Below are 19,933 nucleotides of genomic sequence, written 5' to 3'. Positions count from 1 at the left end.
ACGACCGTAGTCTACGGGTTGGATGGGCAACGGCCGGCTACCGCTCGGCCTGTTGCGCGATCACCTCGCGGGCCAGTTGCCGGTAGTTACGCGCCCCCGACGAGGCCGGGTCGAGCGTGGTGATCGGGGCACCGGCGACGGTCGACTCGGGGAACTTCACGGTCTTGGTGATGACGGTCTGGTAGACCTTGTCGCCGAACGCCTCCACCACCCGCTGGAGCACCTGCCGGCAGTGCGTGGTGCGACTGTCGTACATGGTGGCGAGGATGCCTTCCAGCTCCAGGTCGAAGTTGAGCCGCTCCCGCACCTTGTCGATGGTGTCGAGGAGCAGGGCCACCCCACGCAGGCTGAAGAACTCGCATTCCAGTGGGATCAGCACCCCGTGCGCGACGGTCAGCGCGTTGATCGCGAGCAGACCGAGCGACGGCTGGCAGTCGATCAGGATGAAGTCGTATTCCTTGCGGATCGTACGCAGCACCCGGGCCAGGGCCATCTCCCGGGCGACCTCGTTGACCAGCTGGATCTCGGCGGCGGAGAGGTCGATGTTCGCGGGGAGCAGGTGCAGCCCGGCCACGTCCGTCTTGATCAGGACGTCTTCGGCGGTGACGTCGTCCTGCATCAACAGGTTGTAGACGGACAGGTCGAGGTTGTGCGGGTTGACGCCGAGCCCGACCGAGAGAGCGCCCTGCGGATCGAAGTCGACCAGCAACACCTTGCGGCCGTACTCGGCTAGCGCGGCACCCAGGTTGATGGTCGTGGTGGTCTTGCCCACGCCACCCTTCTGGTTGGCCAGTGCCAGGATCCGGGCGGGACCGTGCCGGTCTGTCGGCATCGGCTCCGGGATGGGCTTGCGCATGGTGTACGCGGTGGGGTCCGCCGGGGCGAGATCGGCGCCGAGGTCGAACCCGGACTGCTGTTCGCGGAGCGCGGAGGTCCACGCCTCAGCACGGTCACCGTTGCCAGCCATGTCCTTGTCCGCCCCCTTCCGACGACTGCTCGGCGTCGAAGCCGATCGGCGTCCCGCGCAGCGCCGCTGCGAACCTCGATTGCGCCTCAGGAGGCCCGCGCCGATGCCGACTGTACGCCACGTCCCGTCACCCCTGCGGGCACCGTGCCGGCGTGTCGACGCGGCAGAACCGACGGCAGAACCGCCGGTCAGCCTCGGGCTCGCGGGTGAGCGGTAGCGTACACCTCCCGCAACCGGTCCACTGTCACCAACGTGTACACCTGGGTGGTGGTCACCGACGCGTGGCCGAGCAGTTCCTGCACCACCCGTACGTCGGCGCCGCCGTCGAGCAGATGGGTGGCGTACGAGTGGCGCAGGGTGTGCGGTGAGACGGCCCGTGGCCCGTCGACCGGCAGCCCGGCACGTTGTGCCGCCCGACGCAGAATGGTCCACGCGCTCTGGCGGGAGAGCGGGCCGCCCCGGGCGTTGAGGAAGACCGCGGGTGTGCCCCGGCCGTTCGCCACCAGCAGCGGCCTTGCCCGGACGAGATAGCCGCGCAGCGCCTCGGTGGCGTACCCGCCGATCGGTACGGTCCGGGTCCGTCCCCCCTTGCCGTGCAGCACGGCGGTGCCCTCGTACGGTCGCGGACCGGACGTTTCGGCGCCGGGCACGGGATCGGGCACGGGATCGGCCGGGCCGACGCGGTCGAGTTCGAGGTCGAGGTCGTCCACGGCCGCGCCGACCGCCTCGGAGATCCGGGCACCGGTGCCGTAGAGAAATTCCAGCAGGGCCCGGTCCCGCAGGGCCAGCGGGCCGTCGGCGCCGCCGGTCTGGTTCGGGGTGGCGGTTTCCAGCAGCCGTACCACCTCGGTCACGTCCAGCGCCCGGGGCAGTCGGCGGGTCGGCACGGACGGCCGGACGTCACGGCTGGCGTCGGCACCGACCAGCCCTTCCCGGAGCGCGAACCGGTGCAGTCCACGGACCGCGCTGGCGGCGCGGGCGGCCGAGGCCGCGGCGAGCGGCGGGTGCCGGTCGTCCCCCTCGCGCAGCCGGGCGATGTAGCCGGTGATGTCGGCCGGTGCGACGGCGGCGAGGTCGGTGACCCCGCCGCCGGCCAGTTCGGCCAGGTAGCGGTCCAGGTCCCGACGGTACGAGGAGAGCGTGTTCGTCGACAGCCCCCGCTCGACCGTGAGGTGGTCGAGATAACCACGGACGGCACGACGCAGGGCCGGAGACGGTTGCTCCCCGTCTCCGGCCTCACGCTGCTGTCCGGTCAGGCCCCGGCTTCCTTCCCGACGGTGGTTGGTCGGATCAGGCCAGCACGTCGGTGAGGGAGGCGCTGCTCATGCCGTGGGCCTCGGCGACCGGCCCGTAGGTGACCTGGCCGTCGTGGGTGTTCAGGCCGAGCGCCAGCGCCGGGTCGCGGCGCAGCGCCTCGCGCCAGCCGTGGTTGGCCAGTTCCAGAGCGTACGGCAGGGTGACGTTGGTCAGCGCGTACGTGCTGGTGTGCGGGACCGCGCCGGGCATGTTCGCCACGCAGTAGAAGAGCGAGTTGTGCACCGGGTAGACCGGGTTGTCGTGGGTGGTCGGCCGCGAGTCCTCGAAGCAGCCGCCCTGGTCGATCGAGATGTCCACCAGCACGCTGCCGGGCTTCATCCGGGAGACCAGCTCGTTGGAGATCAGCGTCGGGGCCTTCGCGCCCGGGACCAGCACCGCGCCGATCACCAGGTCGGCGTCGAGCACGGCGCGCTCGATCTCGTACGCGTTGGACGCCACCGTCTGCAGGTGGCCCCGGTAGATCGCGTCGGCCTGGCGCAGCCGGTTGACGTTACGGTCCAGCAGCAGCACCTCGGCCTGGAGGCCGAGCGCGATGGCGGCGGCGTTCATGCCGGAGACGCCGGCACCGATCACCACGGTCTTCGCGGCGTAGACGCCGGAGACGCCACCCATCAGCACCCCGCGCCCGCCGCCGGAGCGCATCAGGTGGTACGCGCCCACCTGCGGGGCGAGCCGGCCGGCGACCTCGGACATCGGGGCGAGCAGCGGCAACGCCCGGTCGGCGGTCTCCACCGTCTCGTACGCGATGCCGGTGACCCGCCGGTCGAGCAGGGCGTCGGTGCACGCCTTCGAGGCGGCCAGGTGCAGGTACGTGAAGAGCACCTGACCGGGACGCATCCGGTGGTACTCCTCGGCGATCGGTTCCTTGACCTTGAGGACCAGTTCGGCGGTGCCCCAGACCTCGTCCGCGCTGGCCAGGATCGTCGCACCGGCCGAGGCGAACTCCTCGTCGGTGATCGACGAGCCGGTTCCGGCTCCGGCCTCGACGAAGACCTCGTGGCCGCCGCGAATGAACTCGTGCACACCCGCCGGGGTGATCGCCACGCGGTACTCGTGGTTCTTGACCTCGCGGGGGATTCCGACCTTCACGATGAGACACCTTCCTTCCGGGGTCGAACACCCCGGACGCTCGGCACGCGCCGGCTTCGTTGCCGGCACGGTCCATCAGTACCGCCGGCGGCAGTCTAGAACCGTCGGACGGGTCGAGCAGCCGCCATTGTGACAGGCAGTGACGGCTGAGCCTGACGATGTGTCAGTCGTACCGGGCCCGGCACCGGCGTAGCTCTGGATTGGTGGGTACGGCAACGGGCCGGCTCCGGCCGTCGTACGCGACGACGACCGGAGCCGGCCCGTGGTTGCCGGAAACAGGGCGGTCAGCCCGGCAGCGGGGCATCAGCCGGTCGGAGCGGCGCCCAGCCCAGGTCGCGGGCACGGGCCGCGGCCAGCACACCGCCGACGCAGGCTGCGTTGGTGATCTCACCGGCCAGGACCATCGCCACCGCCTGGTCGAGGTCGACCCGGACCACCTGGAGTTCGGCCTCCTCGTCCCGCCGCTCGTGCCGTTGCGCCACCGGCACGTCGGCGAGCTGCCGGGCCAGGAAGACCCGGATCAGCTCGGTCGACGCGCCCGGCGAGGTGTGCAGGTCGACCAGGAGGTCGACCTGACCGGCGGTGAGGTCGACCTCCTCCGCCAGTTCCCGCAGGGCAGCGGCCGGCAGCGCCTCCCCCACCACGTCGACCAGGCCCGCGGGCAGCTCCCAGAGCATCCGGCCGATCGGGTGGCGGTACTGCCGGATCAGGACCACCCGGCCGTCGTCGTCGAGCGCCACCACCCCGACCGCGCCCACGTGCCGTACGTAGTCCCGGGGCGCGACCCGGCCGCCCGGCATCACCACCTCGTCGGTGACGACGGAGAAGACCCGGCCGTCGTACCGCTCGGTCTGGGACTTCACCTCGTACCGGTGCTCGCCGGGCGCGGCGGTCACGAGGCCGACCTCGCCCGGCTGGACCGGCTGGCGCCGTTCTGGCCGGCGGTCCGCCGTGCCGCAGTGGCCCCGTCCCCGGCGTTGGCGTCCGGTTCCGCCGTGCCGGCGTCGGCTGGCTCGACAGCGCCGGCAGCCGCGGCAGCGGCGGCCGTAGCGGCCAGTTCGACCGGGAGCTCGTCGGCGTGCGAGTACGTGACGACGGCACCGACGAACGCCGCGAAGAGCGGATGCGGGCGGGTCGGACGGCTCTTCAGCTCCGGGTGCGCCTGGGTCGCCACGAAGAACGGGTGCAGTTCCCGGTCGAGTTCGACGAACTCGACCAGCCGGCCGTCCGGCGAGGTGCCGGAGATCCGCAGACCGGCCTTGGTGAGGGCGTCCCGGTACGCGTTGTTCACCTCGTACCGGTGCCGGTGCCGCTCGCTGATGTCGGTGTCGCCGTACGCCTGGGCGACGATCGAACCCTCGGTGAGCCGGGCCGGGTAGGCACCCAGCCGCATGGTCCCGCCGAGGTCGCCCTTGCCGGCGACGATCTCCTCCTGGTCGGCCATGGTGGCGATGACCGGGTGGCTGGCCTGCTCGTCGAACTCCAGCGAGTTGGCACCCTCGAGCCCGCCCAGGTGACGGGCCACCTCGATGGTCATGCACTGCAGGCCGAGGCAGAGGCCGAGAATCGGGACTCCGTTCTCCCGGGCGTACCGGGAGGCGCCGATCTTGCCCTCGATGCCGCGTACGCCGAAGCCACCGGGGATGACGATGCCGTCGACCCCGGCCAGCGCGGCGGCCGCCCCGGACGGGCTGACGCACTCGTCGCTCGGCACCCAGCGCAGCTCCACCCGGGCCCGGTGACCGAACCCGGCCGCCCGGATCGCCTCGCTCACCGACAGGTACGCGTCCGGCAGGTCGACGTACTTGCCGACCAGCGCCACCCGGACCGTGTGCTGCGGGTGGTGCACCCGCTCGAGCAGGTCGTCCCAGCCGTGCCAGGCCACGTCCCGGAAGGAGAGCCCGAGCCGACGTACGACGTACGCGTCGAGGCCCTCGTTGTGCAGGACCTTCGGGATGTCGTAGATGCTCGGCGCGTCCGGGGCGGCGATGACCGCCTCACGGTCGACGTCGCAGTAGAGCGAGAGCTTGTGCTTGAGCGTGTCCGGAATCTCCCGGTCGGAACGGCAGACGATCGCGTCCGGTTGGATGCCGATGTTGCGCAGCGCCGCCACCGAGTGCTGGGTCGGCTTGGTCTTCAACTCGCCGGAGGGCGCGAGGTACGGCACCAGGGACACGTGCAGGTAGAAGCAGTTGTCCCGGCCGATGTCGTGGCGTACCTGCCGGATCGCCTCGAGGAACGGCAGCGACTCGATGTCGCCGACCGTGCCACCCACCTCGGTGATCACCACGTCCGGCGTACGTCCGTCCTCGTCCGCGTCGGCCATCGACCGGATCCGGGCCTTGATCTCGTTGGTGATGTGCGGGATCACCTGGACGGTGTCGCCGAGGTACTCCCCACGCCGCTCCTTGGCGATCACCGCGGAGTAGATCTGGCCGGTGGTGACGTTCGCCTTGCCGGAGAGCGCCCGGTCGAGGAACCGCTCGTAGTGGCCGACGTCGAGATCCGTCTCGGCGCCGTCCTCGGTGACGAAGACCTCACCGTGCTGGAACGGGTTCATCGTGCCCGGGTCGACGTTGAGGTACGGGTCGAGCTTCTGCATCACGACCCGAAGACCGCGAGCCGTGAGCAGATTTCCGAGGCTCGAGGCGGTCAGGCCCTTGCCGAGCGAGGAGGCGACGCCCCCGGTGACGAAAATGTGCTTGGTCGTCCGTGCTGATGGGGCCAACGCCTGCTCCCGTGGTCGTCCGTTGCGGTCGTGCAGACCGTCGTGTTGATCAGAAAATTGATCACGCGATCCACGGGATTCCACGGTAACACCCCTACGGCCGGCCCCGCCGGTCGCACCTACTGCCGGCTCGGTTCGGCCGACGACGGGGCGACCTCCCCCGGCCCCTGCGCGGCACCCGAACGTGCCGTCGCGTCCGAATCGTCCGCCGTGTTCGGGTTTTCCGCCGCACCTGCGTCATCCGCCGGGCGGAGACGTTCCACCTCGTCCGGGCCCTGCGCCGGCTGCGGCCCTCGCACGGGATCCGACTCACCCGGCCCCGGACGGTCCGAACGCCGCACCGGGTCCGACTCCCCCGACGGCCCGCCGTCGACCGGCACCGGCTGGGTACGGTCCGCCGCGTGGTCGAGCACCCGCAACGCGGCCAGGGCCGCCAGCGGCACGGTCAACGCCGCCGCCGCACCGGCCACATTCAGCGCCGACCCGCCGAGCACCCCGCCGATCAGCGTGGCAACGGTGATTCCGGCCATCCCCGCCCGTACCGCGGGATAGATCCCGAAGAGCCGCTTCAGGCCACCCCACGGGCGCAGCAGGGCGAACCACACCAGCACCCCGCCGACCACCGCGAGCACGGTCAACGGGCTGCCGACCAGGGCGTCCATGTTCGCGGCGCCGGACCGGTGCATGGTCAGCCCACTCGTACCATCCGCCACCGCGCCCAGGAAACGCCCCAGGCTCCCCTGTTGCCCCGAGGGAGCGCGCATGTCGAGCACGGCGAAACCGATGGTCACCGCCAGGCCGGCGATGGTCGCCCAGGCGAGCCGGCCAAGCGTCAGCCAGCCACCGGTGCTCATCGCCGCGGCGACACAGACCCCGGCGGTCATCGCCACCGCCCCGACCGAATCGGCACCCAGGTACGGGCTGCCGGTGATCACCACACCGATGCCACCGACCAGCACCACCACCGCCGGTCGCCAGCTCCGCCGTACCTGCTGGGCCAGGCAGCCGGCCGCCAGCAGCGTCCCGGCGACGAAGACGCCGAGCCCGACGGTGCCGAGACCGGCGTAGCGGCCGCCCTCCAGGGCCGAGTAGCCGGCGACACCGTTGAGTTGCAGGCGGGCACCGGTCACCACGTCCACCCCGACGACCAGCGCGGCCAGCCCCGCCACACTGCCCATCGGCCCCAGCGTCCGCTGGTAGATCCGGGCGAGCCGGATCCCGGCGGCACCGACACCCAGGACGAAGACGGTGACCAACCCGAAGTAGACGCCCCCCTGGTCCGCCCGCCACCACGGCACCACATCGGCGACCAGGGCCGCCGGAATCGCCAACGCGGCGGCGATCAGCAGCACCTCGACCACCGCCACCAGGCGGCGGGAAGCCGGAGCCGGGCCGGTCGGACCGGCGTGCCGGCGGGCCCGCCGCAACAGCGGCAGCACCGCGATCGCGAGCAGGCACTGCATCCCGGCCAGCAACACGAAGAACCAGCTCGCCACGTGCCGCTGCGCGCCCGCCTCCCGATCCGCGTCCGCCGGTTGCGCGATCGCCGTGGCCAGGTCGGCCGGGCGGCCGGGCACACTCGTCGCCGCCTGTCCGAGGAAGAGCCGGTCCGGCATCGGCCGACCGACCGCCGCAAGCGCGGTCGGTGCCAGGTCGACCAGCTGTACGTAGCCCTCGCGGCCGGTGCCGGAGGAGGTGAGCCAACCCCCGGACCAGCCGGGGCCGTCAGCGACCGCGACGTGCAGCCGGGAGGTCTCGTCGGTGTCGGAGATACCCGCGACCACGACCAGCGAACGCGCCGGCCGGGCCGCCAGCACCCGGGCCAGGGCGCTGTCCGCGCGGCGGGCGGCGGCGGCACGTACGGCGGGATCCTCCCCGGTGACGGCACCGAGGTCGACAATGCTGAGTACGCAGGAAGCGAGCAGTTCACTGGGGTTCGCCGGCAGAGTCGGCGCGTACCGGTCGACCCGGCCGAACGGGCGGGCGGCGGCGATCGCGGCACCCGGGCCGATCGCGGCGGTGCAGCGCACCGACTCGGCGAGTGCCCCGGGAATCGCACCCCAGGGCTGCTGTTCCTTGTTGTACCTGACCGTGGTCTGCTGCGCGGGCAGGTTCGCGCCGATACCGTCCGGCTGCTCGACGGTCACCTCCGGCGGTGAACAGTCGGCGCTGACCGGGCTTCCGTCCCAGGCGGCGTAGTTGCCCGCGCCGAGGGTGAGCCAGCCGTCCACCGGACACGTCGGTGTCCGACCCGAGCGCACCGAGAGCGAGCCGATCGACCCCCGTTCGGCCAGCTGCCACAGGTTCGGCGTGCTCTGCGGGTCGACATCCTCCCAACGCAGACCGGCGATACCAGCCAACACCACGTAGTCGGCGGTACGTTGCGGGGCGCCGACCGCCGGCCGGACCACCAGTGCCGCGACGGCCGACACCACGACCGCCGCGGTCAGGAACACGGGCACCAGTCGACGCAGCATCAGCCGCGCCCGTGGTCGTGGGTGTGCGGGGTGTCCGACGTACGAACCGGTCCCGGCGCCAGCTCCGCGTAGAGCGCGGCCAGTTGGGCGACGGTCTCGGCCTCGGTCGGCCAGGTCCCCGCCCGGGCGATGCCCCGCCGGCCCAGCTCGGCCCGCCGGGCGTCGTCGGCGAGCAGGTCCCGCACCGCCCGGTCGAGCGCGGCGGGGTCGGCCGGCGGCACCAGCACCGCCGCGTCCCCCACCAGTTCGGGGATGCCGCCGACGGCGGTCGCGACCAGCGGCACGCCGCTGTGCAACGCCTCCTGGGTGAAGAGCTGACGTGCCTCCCAGTCACTGGTCACCAGGGCAAGGTCGGCGCCGACGAGCAGGTCCGCGACGTCGGTACGGTGTCCGAGCAGGGTGATCGGGGCCCGTGCCGCCGAGATGTCGGCGGCCAACGGCAGATAGGAGGGGCCGCTGCCGGCGATCAGCACCACCGGCGGTGGCTTCAGGTCCCGCCAGCCAGCCGCCGCCTCGACGAGTACGTCGTACCGCTTCTGCGGGTGCAGACGGCCGACCGAGAGCAGCAACGGCTGATCGGGGGCCACCCCGAACTCGGCCCGTACCGCGGCCCGGCTGCGCCGCGCGGTCGGCAGGGCCGGTGCGGCGACCGGGGCCAGTCGGGCATCCCTGGCGCCGGCCGCGACAGTCCGCTCGACCAGATCCGCGGAGGCACCGAGGGCGACCCGGGCCCGCCGCGCGATGATCCGTTCGGCCCACCGGGACAACTGCCCGCGCAGCCCACCCGCGAGGACCGCGTTGTGCCAGGTGACCACGAGCGGTTGGCGCGGCCGGGCCAGCGCCGCGACCAGGCCGGCACGCAGCCCGTGGGCGTGGACCACATCCACGGGCCCGGCGAGCACCCGGCGCAGGGCGGCGACCGCCCGCCCGTCGGCCGGGGTCGGGCTGGCCGGAATCTCGACCGGGACGAACCGCGCGCCGGTGGCGGTGAAGGCGAACTGCTGATCGGTCGCGGCCGGCCCGCAGACGGTGACCGAGGCGCCTCCGGCGACCAGTCCGCGTGCCACCGAGACAACGTGCTGACCGACGCCGCCGGTGCTGGAGGCGAGGAGCAGGACGACCGATCCGTCCCAACCGCCCGCCATCCCGGACCGCTCACTCCTCGCGCTCACCAAGCCGACCCTTCGTTCGCGACTGCGGGGCTCGCAAGCTCACTCCTCGCGCTCACCCGGACACCGTCTCCTTTGCGTCTCCCCGACCCGGGCGGGTTCCGTCGCGGCCGGCACCGAGTCGCAGCCGACGGGTCAGACGGCTCAGACGCCGGGTCACCGAACCGACCAGCGGGCGTACGTCGTGCCGGTCCAGTGGGTAGGCCACGGCGAGGAACACCGCCGCTACAACGACTCCCGACAGCATGCCCTGAAGCAGAGCATCCACCTTCGTCGGGGTGGCGGGGAGCACTCCGGGCAACCAGTGGGCGACGGCGCTGCCGGCGAGCGCGGCGGCCGTACCGGCGGCGAGGCCGACCAGCCCGGACCGGGTGAGGCCGGCGAGCGCCGCCCGACCGGCCCGCCGGGCGACCACCCGGATCAACAGGCCGCCGAGGGCGAGCATGCCGATCGAGTTGGCCAGGGTGACCGCGAGCAGCCGGTCGGCGTCCGGCAGCAGCCAGGAGAGCAGGGCCGCGACGACCGGTACGACCAGCCAGCCGGCGGCGGTGGTGCTCGCCGCCGACCGGGTCTCGCCACGTGCGTAGAGGGCCCGGGAGAGGACGGCGAACAGGCCGTAGCCGAGCAGCCCGGGTCCGAAGCCGGCGATCGCCGCGGCGGCCGGGCCCGGGGCGGTGGGGAAGAAGAACCGGGCCACCGGCACCGCGGTGGCGATCAGCGCCGCCGCGCCGAGGCAACTGAAGATCAGCAGGCCACGGGTGGTCGGGGCGAGGGTACGCCGGAACACCTCCTCGTCGCCGTCCGCGTACGTGGCGACCAGCGTCGGGTACGCCGCCACCGCCAACGGCACCGCCAGCACCGCCCAGGGCAGCAGGTACATGGTCTGGGCGAGGTTGAGCACCACCGGGTTGTCGACGTCGGCGCTGGCCGCGAGGTGGAGCATCACCAGCAGGGCCACCTGCTGCCCGGTCAGGGTCACCGCGCCGGCCAGCGCGAGCCCACCGACCCGGCGGCGGTTCTCGGCGCTGAAGCCGTACCCGGGTCGGGGTCGCAGTCGCAGCCGGCTCACCGGGACAAGCAGGCAGCCGGAGAGCACCAGCACCCCGAGCGTGGTGCCGATCGAGAGGATCAACTGACCGTCGGTGCCGGTCCGGGCGATCGGCTCGCCGCGCCCCTCGACCGCGCCGAAGAGCAGGTAGACGCCGATCACGGTGAGGCTGGAGAGCAGCGGCGCGAGCACCGGCCAGGCGAACCGCCGGTGTGCCTGGAGCACGCCGGTGAGCACGATCCCGATTCCGTACAGCGGCAGCTGCGGGGCGAAGATCTGGAGCATCCGGGTCCCGGCGTCCTGCTGGGCCGGGGTCAGGTCACCGATGATCAGCGACACGATCGGACCGGCGAAGAGCGCCACCAGGGCCGCGAGCGGGACCAGCAGCGTCACCGTCCAGGTCAGCAGCGCCCCGGTGGTCTCGGCGACCGCACGCCGGTCACCGGCCGCGACCGCGCCGGCGAGCAGCGGTACGACCAGACTCGCCAACGCCCCACCGGCGACGATCTCGAAGACGATGTTCGGCACGGTGTTGGCTACGACGTAGACGCCACCGAGGTCGGTCTTACCGACGACCCAGGTGAAGATTCCGGTACGCCCGAAGCCGGCGAGCCGGCTGGCGACGGTGAGTACGGCGATGAGCGCGGCTGCCCCGGCGACGCGGCCGGCGCCGGCGAGGGGTGCCGGTGCGGTCACGTCAGGAGGGTCGCCGGCCCAGGGCGTCCAGCTCGCGCAGCCCTCGGGTGTTCTGGATGACCTGGGTGAAGCTGACCTTCTCGCTGGCCGCGGTGAGGGCCACCAGGGCGGTCAGGATGCCGGCCCGCCCCACCGGCCCGGTACGGGCGGCGAGTGCCACCCCGAGCAGCGCGCCGAGCGCGTTGGCCCCGCAGTCGCCGAGCATGATCTCCTCGTTCAGGTCTGCCGGGAGCAGTCCGCTGGCGGCGCCGACCGGTCCGGCGGCGAGTCCCCCGGTCGGGCCGGGCAGCAGTGGGGCGCCGAGCAGCACGCCGGCCTTGAGTGCCCGCCCGGGGCGCAGGTCGAGCAGGTTGACCAGGTTCGCCGTACCGGCGATCACCCCGGCGCCGAGCAGTACGTCCGCCGCCTGCCCGAGCCGACCGCGACGCCGACGTCGGGACCGTACGGTCGGGTCGGCGGCGAGCAGCGCGGCGGCGGCCAGACCGGCGGCCCCGACACCGGCGACCTTGACCAGCCCACTGGTCACCCGTCCCTGGCGCAGCGCGCCGACGTGCCCGGCGAAACCCTTGGCCGCCTTCTGCTCGGGTCGGGCGCCGACCACGTCGTCGTAGAGGCCGACCGCGCCGGAGCCGATGCCGGCGACCAGGGCGGCAGCGGCGGCGGGGCCGCTGGGTGCGCCGATCGCGGCGGCGGCGGAGGCCGCGGAGGCGAGTGCCGGTCCCCCGGCGAGGGTGACGGTCCGGCCACGGAAGTTGGTCCGTTCCAGGGCCGGCGCCACCGGTAGCCGGTTGACCAGCCGCAGGGCGGCCTGTGCGGCCAACGCCGCCGGGCCGGCCACCCAGCGGCGGCCGGCGCTCCGCTGCGCGCTCACTCGGGCTGCTTCGGCAGGAGCGTGGCGCCGGCGCCGAGCCCGTACTGGCCGGCCTTCTTGTCGATGACCTGCTCGATCAACGCGAGCGCGGTCACGACCTGCCCCTGCACCGTGTTGGCGTGGTCGACGGTGGAGATCGTCTTACTCAGTGCGGGATCGTCCCGGACGGCCTGGACGACGTTGCCCGTACTGGTGCCGCTGCCCGCGACGACGAGCGGTACGGCCTTGTCGAACTGTTCGGTCATGGTCACGACGGCCTGGTCCTTCTGGGCGGAGTCGCGGTCGACGTACGGCTGTCCGCTGACCACCACGACCGCCTCGGCCGGTCCGGTCACCTTGTCGCTGACGGTGAGATACCCGGCGTTGCTGTACGCGTCCAGCACCGACCGGCGGTCCTGCTCGGTGACCACCGTCGCGTCGGGGCGGTCCAACAGGGCACTGGCCAGGAAGGCGCTGGAGGTCTCGACACCGTTGCTGTTGCCGGGCAGGCCGTTGGCCGAGACGCTGGGCCGGGCGGCCTGCTCGGCGAGCCCGAGCAGGTCCACGCTGTTGTCGGGCTTGACGAACTTGTCCTGGATGTCGATCCGGCCGGTGAGCGTGGCGCCGGTCTGCCGCAGCATCTCGATCACCCCGTCGACGTGCTTCTCGCCGCTGGGCAGGCAGAGGACGAGCACCCGGTGTCCGGCGAGCTTGCCGCCGAGCAGGAGCGGTGCCGACTCCCGGGCGAAGTCCTCCTCCCGGGTGACCTCCTCCTGCAGGCTGCCGACGGTCTCCCGCAGCTGGTCGTTGTCCTTGCGCAGCTCGTTGACGCTCGCGCTGAGCGAGTCGGCGACCGGCCCGTTGAGCGCCGCTGTCCCGACCACCAGCCCGATTGCCAGGGCGAGGAAGACCGCGGTGATGGAGACCACGTGGTACCGAAAATTGATCACGCTTACAGCCCCTTGATCGTGGACGGCCTAGAACAGCTGCCCGAGCTGGAAGACCAGATTGTCCCACCACTCGGAGGCCACCCCGAGATAGGCCTTGCCCACGGTCGAGACCGCCACCGCGGAGGCCATCGCGGCCACCGCCGAGAGGACCAGCAGCAGCAGCGACGATCCGGAGATGTTCTGCCGGTAGAGCCGGCTGACTCCCTTCGCGTCGACCATCTTGCCGCCCACCTTGAGCCGGGTGAGGAAGGTCGAGGCCATGCCGCCACGACCCTTGTCGAGGAACTCGACCAGGGTGGCGTGGGTGCCGACCGCGACGATCAGCGAGGCGCCCTTGCCGTCGGCGAGCAGCATGGCGAGGTCCTCGCTGGTGGCGGCGGCGGGGAAGGTGATGGCGCTGACGCCGAGCTGTTCCACCCGGGCCAGCCCCGGTGCCCGCCCGTCCGGGTAGGCGTGGACGATCACCTCGGCGCCGCAGCGGAGCACGTCGTCGGTGACGGAGTCCATGTCGCCGATGATGATGTCGGGGGTGTAGCCCGCCTCGACGAGCGCGTCCGCACCACCGTCGACGCCGATCAGCACCGGCTTGAACTCCCGGATGTACGGGCGCAGCACGTCGAGGTCGGCCTTGTAGTCGTAGCCGCGTACCACGATCAGGCAGTGCCGACCCCGCATCGAGGTCTCGATGTCCGGGAGGCCGACCCCGTCGAGCAGCAGGTCACGTTCCTGCTTGAGGTAGTCCATGGTGTTGGCGGCGAAGGCCTCCAACTGCACGGAGAGCCCTTCCCGGGCGTCGGCCATCGCCTTCGCCACGGTCTCCGGATCCTGCCGGCCGCCGTGCGCGACCGGTTCGTCGCCGACGTAGACGGTGTTGCCGTCGATCCGGACGGTGTCGCCCTCGCGCAGCAGTTGGAAGACGTCCTCACCGAGGTCGTCCACGAGCGGGATACCGGCCTTGACCAGCACCTCGGGTCCGAGGTTGGGGTAACGACCGGAGACTGAGGGCTTGGCGTTGAGGACGGCGGCGACCCCGACCGCGACCAGTGAGTCGGCAGCGACCCGGTCGAGGTCGACGTGGTCGATCACCGCGATCTCACCGGGGCGCAGGCGACCCACCAGACGTTTGGTCCGGCGGTCGAGGCGGGCGGTGCCCACGACGATGCCCGGTTCCGCGGTCCGGGTCCGGCGCAAGATGGGTAGACGCATCGGGACCATCCTGGCATGCGCGCGCACGACTTTCCGTCACGACATGCCTGAGCAGGGCGGCAAGCAGGCCGTTACCTTAGCGAACCACACTCATTGCCTGTTCCATGTGCGAGATGTCACATTCCCCGCTATGGTCGGCGGTCCCTGGCCGCCATGGCCAGCAACTCCTCCGCGTGTGCGATACCCAGATCCGAGTCCGGCAAACCTGCCAGCATCCGGGCCAGTTCCCGGGCCCGGTCGGTGTCCTCGACCACCCGCACCCCACTGGTGGTCACCGCGCCTCCGGTGTCCTTGGCCACCACCAGGTGTCGGTCCGCGAACGCCGCGACCTGCGGCAGGTGGGTTACCACCAGTACCTGGTGGCTGCGGGCCAGCCGGGCCAGCCGGCGCCCGATCTCGACCGCGGCCTGCCCGCCGACGCCCGCGTCGACCTCGTCGAAGACCAGCGTCGGTGGCCCACCCGAGCCGGCGAAGACCACCTCGATGGCGAGCATCACCCGGGAGAGCTCGCCACCGGACGCCCCGCGCTGCAACGGCAGCGACGGTGCTCCGGGGTGGGCCAGCAACCGGAGTTCGACCTCGTCGGCACCGTCCGGGCCGACGCCGACCTCGGTGCCGTTGACCGTCAGCGTGGGCTCCGTCCGCCCCGCCGGCCGGGGCAGGACCGCCACCTCGATCCGGGCGTGTGGCATGGCCAGCCCGGCGAGTTCGACGCTGACCTGTTCGGCGAAGCGGACCGCCGCCTCACGACGTGCCGCCGAGAGCCGGGCGGCCAGTTCGGCCACCTCGCCGGCGAGCCGCTGCCGTTCCCGGTCCAACTCCTCCAGCAGGTCGTCGGAGGTGTCCAGCTCGGACAGCCGGGTCCGGGCCCGCTCCGCCCAGGCGATCACCCCGTCGACGTCGTCGGCGTACTTGCGGGTCAGCGCGCGCAGCGCCGCGCGCCGCTCGTAGATCGTCTCCAGCCGCGCCGGATCGGCGTCGAGGCTGGCGAGATAACCGGAGAGTTCGGCGGAGACGTCACCGACCAGGGTCGCGACCTCAGCCAGCCGGCCGGCGAGGTCGCCGAGGATACGGTCGACCCCAGCCTGCGCCTCCAGCGTGCGTCGGGCGGTACCGAGCAACGCGGTCACGTCCGGGGTGTCGTCAGCCGGCTCCGTCCCACCGGCGACGCACTGGTGGGCCAACTGCGCGGCCGTACGCAGCCCTTCGGCGTGCTCCAGCCGAGACGCCTCTTCCTTGAGTTCGTCGTCCTCGCCGGCCTGCGGGTCAACCCGGGTGATCTCGTCCAGCCCGAGCCGGAGCAGATCCGCCTCCTGGTTGCGCTCACGGGCGTTACGCCGCCGGTCGGCGAGGTCGTCGGCGATCCGCCGCCACTCGGTGTACGTCTCGCGCAGGCTCTCCAGCAGCTTCTCGTGCTCGGGCCCACCGAAGCGGTCGAGCGAGGCCCGCTGTTCGGCCGGGCGCAGCAGACGCAGCTGGTCGGACTGCCCGTGCACCGCCACGACCTGCTCGCCGACCTCGGAGAGCATCGAGACCGGCATGCTCCGGCCGCCGATGTGCGCCCGGGACCGACCCTCGACCGTGACCGTACGACTGAGCAGCACCGCCCCGTCGTCGTCCGGCTCACCCCCGGCGTCGACGATCCTGGTGTGCACGGCGGTCGCGGTCGGCTCACTCAGCCGCAACCGCCCTTCCACCATCGCGCGCCCGGGGTCGGCACGGACCCGTCCCGCGTCGGCCCGGCCACCGAAGAGCAGCCCGAGACCGGTCACCACCATCGTCTTGCCCGCGCCGGTCTCGCCCGTGATGACATTCATGCCGCTGGTCAGCGGCAGTGTGGTGTCCTCGATGACGCCCAGCCCGGTGATGCGAAGCTCTTCCAGCACAGCACCCGACAGTAGTGGCGGGGGCCGACACTTGACCACCCGACGGGCGGCCCGAACCCGGACGGTTCGACCGGGAACGTCTCCTGGAGGAGCCGGGAGCCGTCCGGGGCCGACGTACGGGACCAAGACAAGGCATTTCGTCGGCACCGCGTCACCACCGGACGTCATAACGTCACGATTGGCGTGCCGTGACGTACGGCTCCATTGGCCGTTTGTCCGGAACATGGCAAGAGCCTGTTTCAGCGGACCGAGGAGGCCGCGCCACCTCCGAGGGGCGTCACCTAGCTGCGACCGCCGCGCCAGCCCTGCACCGGCAGTCCGAACTTGGCCACCAGCCGGTCGGTGAACGGCCGGGGCCGGAGCCGGACGATCCGCACCGGCAGGGCTCCGCGCTGCACCGTGACCCGAGCACCCGGCGGCAGGTCGTAGACCCGGCGGCCGTCACAGCAGAGCACGGCCAGGGTGGTGAACGGGTCCACAGTGATCACGAAGGTGGAGGTGGGCGCGGTTACCAGAGGCCGGCTGAACAACGCGTGCGCGCTGATCGGCACCAGCAGCAAGGCTTCCACCTCCGGCCAGACCACAGGTCCTCCGGCCGAAAAGGCGTACGCGGTCGAACCGGTCGGGGTGGCGCAGACCACGCCGTCACAGCCGTACCGGGACAGTGGCCGGCCGTCGACGTCGACGAGCAGTTCGAGCATCTGGGCCCGCTCGCCCTTTTCCACGCTCGCCTCGTTCAGCGCCCAGGACTCGATCGTCGGACCGCCCTCGAACTCGGCCCGCACGTCGAGGGTCAGCCGCTCGTCCACTGTGTAGTCACGACTGACCACGTCCCGCACGGCGAGGTCCAGATCGTGGATCTCCGCCTCGGCGAGGAATCCGACCTTGCCGAGGTTGATCCCGAGCAACGGCGCCTTCGCGGGCCGGGCCAGGTCGGCGGCGCGCAGGAAGGTCCCGTCACCGCCCAACGCGAACACGATCTCGGCGCCCTCGGCCGCGGTCATACCGCTGACCGGCACCACTCCGGGCAGGTCGAGGTCCTCCGCCTCCTCGGCGATCACCCGTACCTCGAAACCCGCCGCGATGAGGTCCGCCGCGACCGTACGGGCGTGCTCGGTGCTGCGCCGCCGGCCGGTGTGTGTGACGAGCAGTGCCGTACGGCTCATCCGACCTCCTCCTCCGTCGCCTGCCGGTCGCCAGGCAGACCGGCCATCACCACCGAACGCACCCACTGCTCGTCGGCCGGGGGCGCACCCTGTCGTAGCCAGACGAAGAACTCCACATTGCCACTCGGGCCGGGCAGTGGGCTGACCGCCACGCCAGCGAGCCCCAGACCGAGGTCCGCCGCCGAGGTGGCGACATGGAACACCGCTTCGGCACGCAGCTCCGGATCACGGACGACCCCGCCCTGGCCGACCCGGGTCCGGCCGACCTCGAACTGCGGCTTGACCATCAACGCCAGGTCACCGTCGGGACGGGTGCAGCTGGCAAGGGCGGGCAGCACCAGCCGCAGTGAGATGAACGACAGGTCAGCCACGGTGAGGTCGACCTGACCGTCGATCAGCTCCGGGGTGAGGGTCCGTACGTTGGTCCGCTCGAACAGCCGTACCCGCTCGTCGCTCCGCAACGACCAGGCGATCTGGCCGTAGCCGACGTCGACCGCGACCACCTCGGCCGCGCCGGCGCGCAGCAGCACGTCGGTGAAACCGCCGGTGGAGGCCCCCGCGTCCAGGCAACGGCGGCCGGTCACGGTCAGCCCGTCCGGCCCGAACGCGGCCAACGCGCCGGCAAGCTTGTGCCCGCCACGGGAGACGTACTCCTGGGTCGGGTCGTCGCCGAGCACCCGGACCGCGTCCGCCGGGTCGACCATGGCCGCGGGCTTGCGGGCGGCCATGCCTCGTACCTGGACCCGTCCCGCTTCCACCAGCGCGGCGGCCTGCTCGCGTGAGCGGGCCAGACCACGACGAACGAGTTCGGCATCAAGCCGGGTGCGACGTGCCATGCGAGGGCTCTCCGGTGGGAAAAAGGGGGGATCGTCAGGCCTGGTCGATGGTGGCCAGGGTCTCCTGAAGAGTATGGTGCGCGGCTTCGTACTGGGCGATCTGGTCCGCCGGGGGAAGGTTCGCGGCGTTCGCGATGGCGTGCAGCGCCGCGTCCACCGCCGGGTGGCCGGAACCGTCGGAACCCTCGGAACCGGTCGGGCCGGCCAGGTCGACCGGGCGCGCGGCCGGGGGTGGTGCGGGCCGATAGGCCCCGGGTACGCCGGGACGCGGTGGCCCGGGGATGGGAGCGCTGCTCACCGTTCACCGGTACCGGTGGCTGGCGGCAACTTCTCCGAGGCGACCCTCTTGGCCGGCCGGGGCAGTCGCTTCGCGGCGATCTTCTTCGCGGTCGCGGGCGGAGCCTGCTCCGCGGCGGCCTTCTTCGCCAGGGAGGCAGCGGTCTTCTTGGCCACGGCCTTCTTCGCTACCGCGTCCTGGGCCACCGCGTCCTTGGCCACCGCCTGCGGAGCCACCTCTGGCGTGGCGACGGCCGGTGCGGCGACAACCTTCTTCGCCACGGCCTTCTTCGCCACAGCCTTCTTCGCCACAGTCTCGGGGGCGGCGGCGTCGGGCTCGGTCCCGCCCGGTTGTGGCCCGCTCGGACCGGCCGTCGCGGTACGCGCGCGACGCAGCTCCCGCTCCAGCTCGGCGACCCGATCGTTCAGGCTCGCGACCTCTTCCTGGGTGGCGAGCCCGACCACGCCGAGCGCGCGGTCAACCTCGAACCGGACAAGTTTGGTCATAGCCTCCCGGTTGGCGAGCCCGGTGGACCTCAGCTCCTCGGCCAGAGCCTGCAACTGGGCCGCGGTCGCGCCGCCCTGACCGACCAGTTTCCTGGCGACCGACTGGGCTCGCTTCCTCGACGACTCGGTCACGCCCATGGCCAGTTCCAGGTAGGCCCGCCACGCGTCCTGCATCCCGAATCCTTTCGCTGTCGGACTATCAGCTGTCACGCTACCGGGCGCCGGTCACCCCCTGGTGCGGTACGGTGCCGGGGAACGGTCGTGGCGTGCGACAAGGAGGGCGAGCATTGGCCAGCGTTGACGAGTGCCGAGAGGCGTTGCATAACCTGGCGGCGCGAATGGATGCGAATGCGGCCCAGGTCCGGGATCACGTCAACCTCGAACGGACGTTGGCCTGCCGGATCAGCGACCTGGATTGCGCCTTCCACGGGCGAATCAGTGACGGGCGTCTGGTCGACCTCGCCGATGGCGACGACCCGGACGCGAAAATCGCCCTGACCACGACCAGTGACGATCTCGTCTCCCTGGTGGCGGGTCAGCTCGATGTCCCGAAGGCGCTCGCCGCCCGACGGATCTCTGTCGACGCCAATCCCTTTGACCTGCTCAAACTGCGCAAACTGCTGTAGCGAAACCCATAGCCGCCTCACCCCCCTGTCGGGCACGCATCCGCAGGGCGGGATTCGGGGCGGCGAGCTGACAAGACGCCGTTTGCCCGGACCCATTATCGGATCCGGGCAAACAGGAGTCCCCGCGTCGTCGGCAGGA

At 72.0% G+C, this 19,933-nt stretch carries 15 protein-coding genes and 2 pseudogenes; 1 reads left to right on the top strand and 16 read right to left on the bottom strand.

Annotated elements, in window-relative coordinates; translation table 11 throughout:
* Positions 1 to 37: 37 nt before the first annotated feature.
* The 16 genes and pseudogenes from BDK92_RS30555 to BDK92_RS30480 form a co-directional block, all read right to left on the bottom strand.
* Entirely contained in the window at positions 38 to 967 is a 930-nt protein-coding gene (locus tag BDK92_RS30555; RefSeq protein WP_121159871.1) for a ParA family protein, read from the bottom strand.
* 188 nt (positions 968 to 1,155) lie between these two features.
* Positions 1,156 to 2,199: pseudogene (locus tag BDK92_RS30550) on the bottom strand (site-specific tyrosine recombinase XerD); the annotation flags it as partial.
* Between the two features lie 58 nt (positions 2,200 to 2,257).
* Positions 2,258 to 3,373, bottom strand: a complete 1,116-nt coding sequence (ald, locus tag BDK92_RS30545) for an alanine dehydrogenase (RefSeq protein WP_121159869.1) — start codon at positions 3,371 to 3,373, stop codon at positions 2,258 to 2,260.
* Between the two features lie 284 nt (positions 3,374 to 3,657).
* Positions 3,658 to 4,269, bottom strand: a complete 612-nt coding sequence (locus tag BDK92_RS30540; RefSeq protein WP_246017331.1) for an NUDIX domain-containing protein — start codon at positions 4,267 to 4,269, stop codon at positions 3,658 to 3,660.
* 95 nt (positions 4,270 to 4,364) lie between these two features.
* Positions 4,365 to 6,101, bottom strand: a pseudogene (locus BDK92_RS30535) (CTP synthase); the annotation flags it as partial.
* A gap of 119 nt (positions 6,102 to 6,220) precedes the next feature.
* Complete coding sequence (locus BDK92_RS30530; RefSeq protein WP_246017330.1) at positions 6,221 to 8,578, bottom strand: hypothetical protein; 2,358 nt, start codon at positions 8,576 to 8,578, stop codon at positions 6,221 to 6,223.
* Positions 8,578 to 9,723 carry a glycosyltransferase family 4 protein gene (locus BDK92_RS30525; protein WP_121159867.1) on the bottom strand — a complete coding sequence of 382 codons (1,146 nt, stop codon included), beginning with the start codon at positions 9,721 to 9,723 and terminating at the stop codon, positions 8,578 to 8,580. The genes BDK92_RS30530 and BDK92_RS30525 overlap by 1 nt, the downstream gene beginning before the upstream one ends.
* A 79-nt stretch (positions 9,724 to 9,802) precedes the next feature.
* On the bottom strand, positions 9,803 to 11,491 hold the full coding sequence (gene murJ, locus BDK92_RS30520; protein WP_121159866.1) for a murein biosynthesis integral membrane protein MurJ: 1,689 nt from the start codon (positions 11,489 to 11,491) through the stop codon (positions 9,803 to 9,805).
* 1 nt (position 11,492) lies between these two features.
* Positions 11,493 to 12,362 (bottom strand): hypothetical protein, encoded by an 870-nt coding sequence (locus tag BDK92_RS30515; RefSeq protein WP_121159865.1) that lies wholly within the window; start codon positions 12,360 to 12,362, stop codon positions 11,493 to 11,495.
* Positions 12,359 to 13,291 carry a copper transporter gene (locus BDK92_RS30510; RefSeq protein WP_121159864.1) on the bottom strand — a complete coding sequence of 311 codons (933 nt, stop codon included), beginning with the start codon at positions 13,289 to 13,291 and terminating at the stop codon, positions 12,359 to 12,361. The genes BDK92_RS30515 and BDK92_RS30510 overlap by 4 nt, the downstream gene beginning before the upstream one ends.
* Before the next feature lie 27 nt (positions 13,292 to 13,318).
* Positions 13,319 to 14,497, bottom strand: coding sequence for a putative cytokinetic ring protein SteA (steA, locus tag BDK92_RS30505; RefSeq protein ID WP_121162728.1), 1,179 nt, complete (start codon positions 14,495 to 14,497; stop codon positions 13,319 to 13,321).
* 128 nt (positions 14,498 to 14,625) lie between these two features.
* Positions 14,626 to 16,383, bottom strand: coding sequence for a DNA repair protein RecN (gene recN / locus BDK92_RS30500; RefSeq protein WP_121159863.1), 1,758 nt, complete (start codon positions 16,381 to 16,383; stop codon positions 14,626 to 14,628).
* A gap of 281 nt (positions 16,384 to 16,664) precedes the next feature.
* Positions 16,665 to 17,549, bottom strand: a complete 885-nt coding sequence (locus BDK92_RS30495; protein WP_121159862.1) for an NAD kinase — start codon at positions 17,547 to 17,549, stop codon at positions 16,665 to 16,667.
* Complete coding sequence (locus tag BDK92_RS30490; protein WP_121159861.1) at positions 17,546 to 18,385, bottom strand: TlyA family RNA methyltransferase; 840 nt, start codon at positions 18,383 to 18,385, stop codon at positions 17,546 to 17,548. The genes BDK92_RS30495 and BDK92_RS30490 overlap by 4 nt, the downstream gene beginning before the upstream one ends.
* 34 nt (positions 18,386 to 18,419) lie before the next feature.
* Positions 18,420 to 18,683 carry a hypothetical protein gene (locus tag BDK92_RS30485; protein WP_121159860.1) on the bottom strand — a complete coding sequence of 88 codons (264 nt, stop codon included), beginning with the start codon at positions 18,681 to 18,683 and terminating at the stop codon, positions 18,420 to 18,422.
* Positions 18,680 to 19,342 carry a phasin family protein gene (locus tag BDK92_RS30480; RefSeq protein ID WP_246017329.1) on the bottom strand — a complete coding sequence of 221 codons (663 nt, stop codon included), beginning with the start codon at positions 19,340 to 19,342 and terminating at the stop codon, positions 18,680 to 18,682. The genes BDK92_RS30485 and BDK92_RS30480 overlap by 4 nt, the downstream gene beginning before the upstream one ends.
* Before the next feature lie 113 nt (positions 19,343 to 19,455).
* On the opposite strand from BDK92_RS30480, the gene BDK92_RS30475 reads away from it, so the two are divergent.
* Positions 19,456 to 19,794: an SCP2 sterol-binding domain-containing protein gene (locus tag BDK92_RS30475; RefSeq protein WP_121159859.1), complete on the top strand. Its 339-nt coding sequence runs from the start codon at positions 19,456 to 19,458 to the stop codon at positions 19,792 to 19,794.
* Positions 19,795 to 19,933: the final 139 nt, after the last annotated feature.

The sequence above is a fragment of the Micromonospora pisi genome (genome assembly GCF_003633685.1).
Lineage (GTDB): Bacteria > Actinomycetota > Actinomycetes > Mycobacteriales > Micromonosporaceae > Micromonospora_G > Micromonospora_G pisi.
Note: the sequence above shows the minus strand (reverse complement) of the source record. Positions and strands in the feature narration are given on the sequence as shown.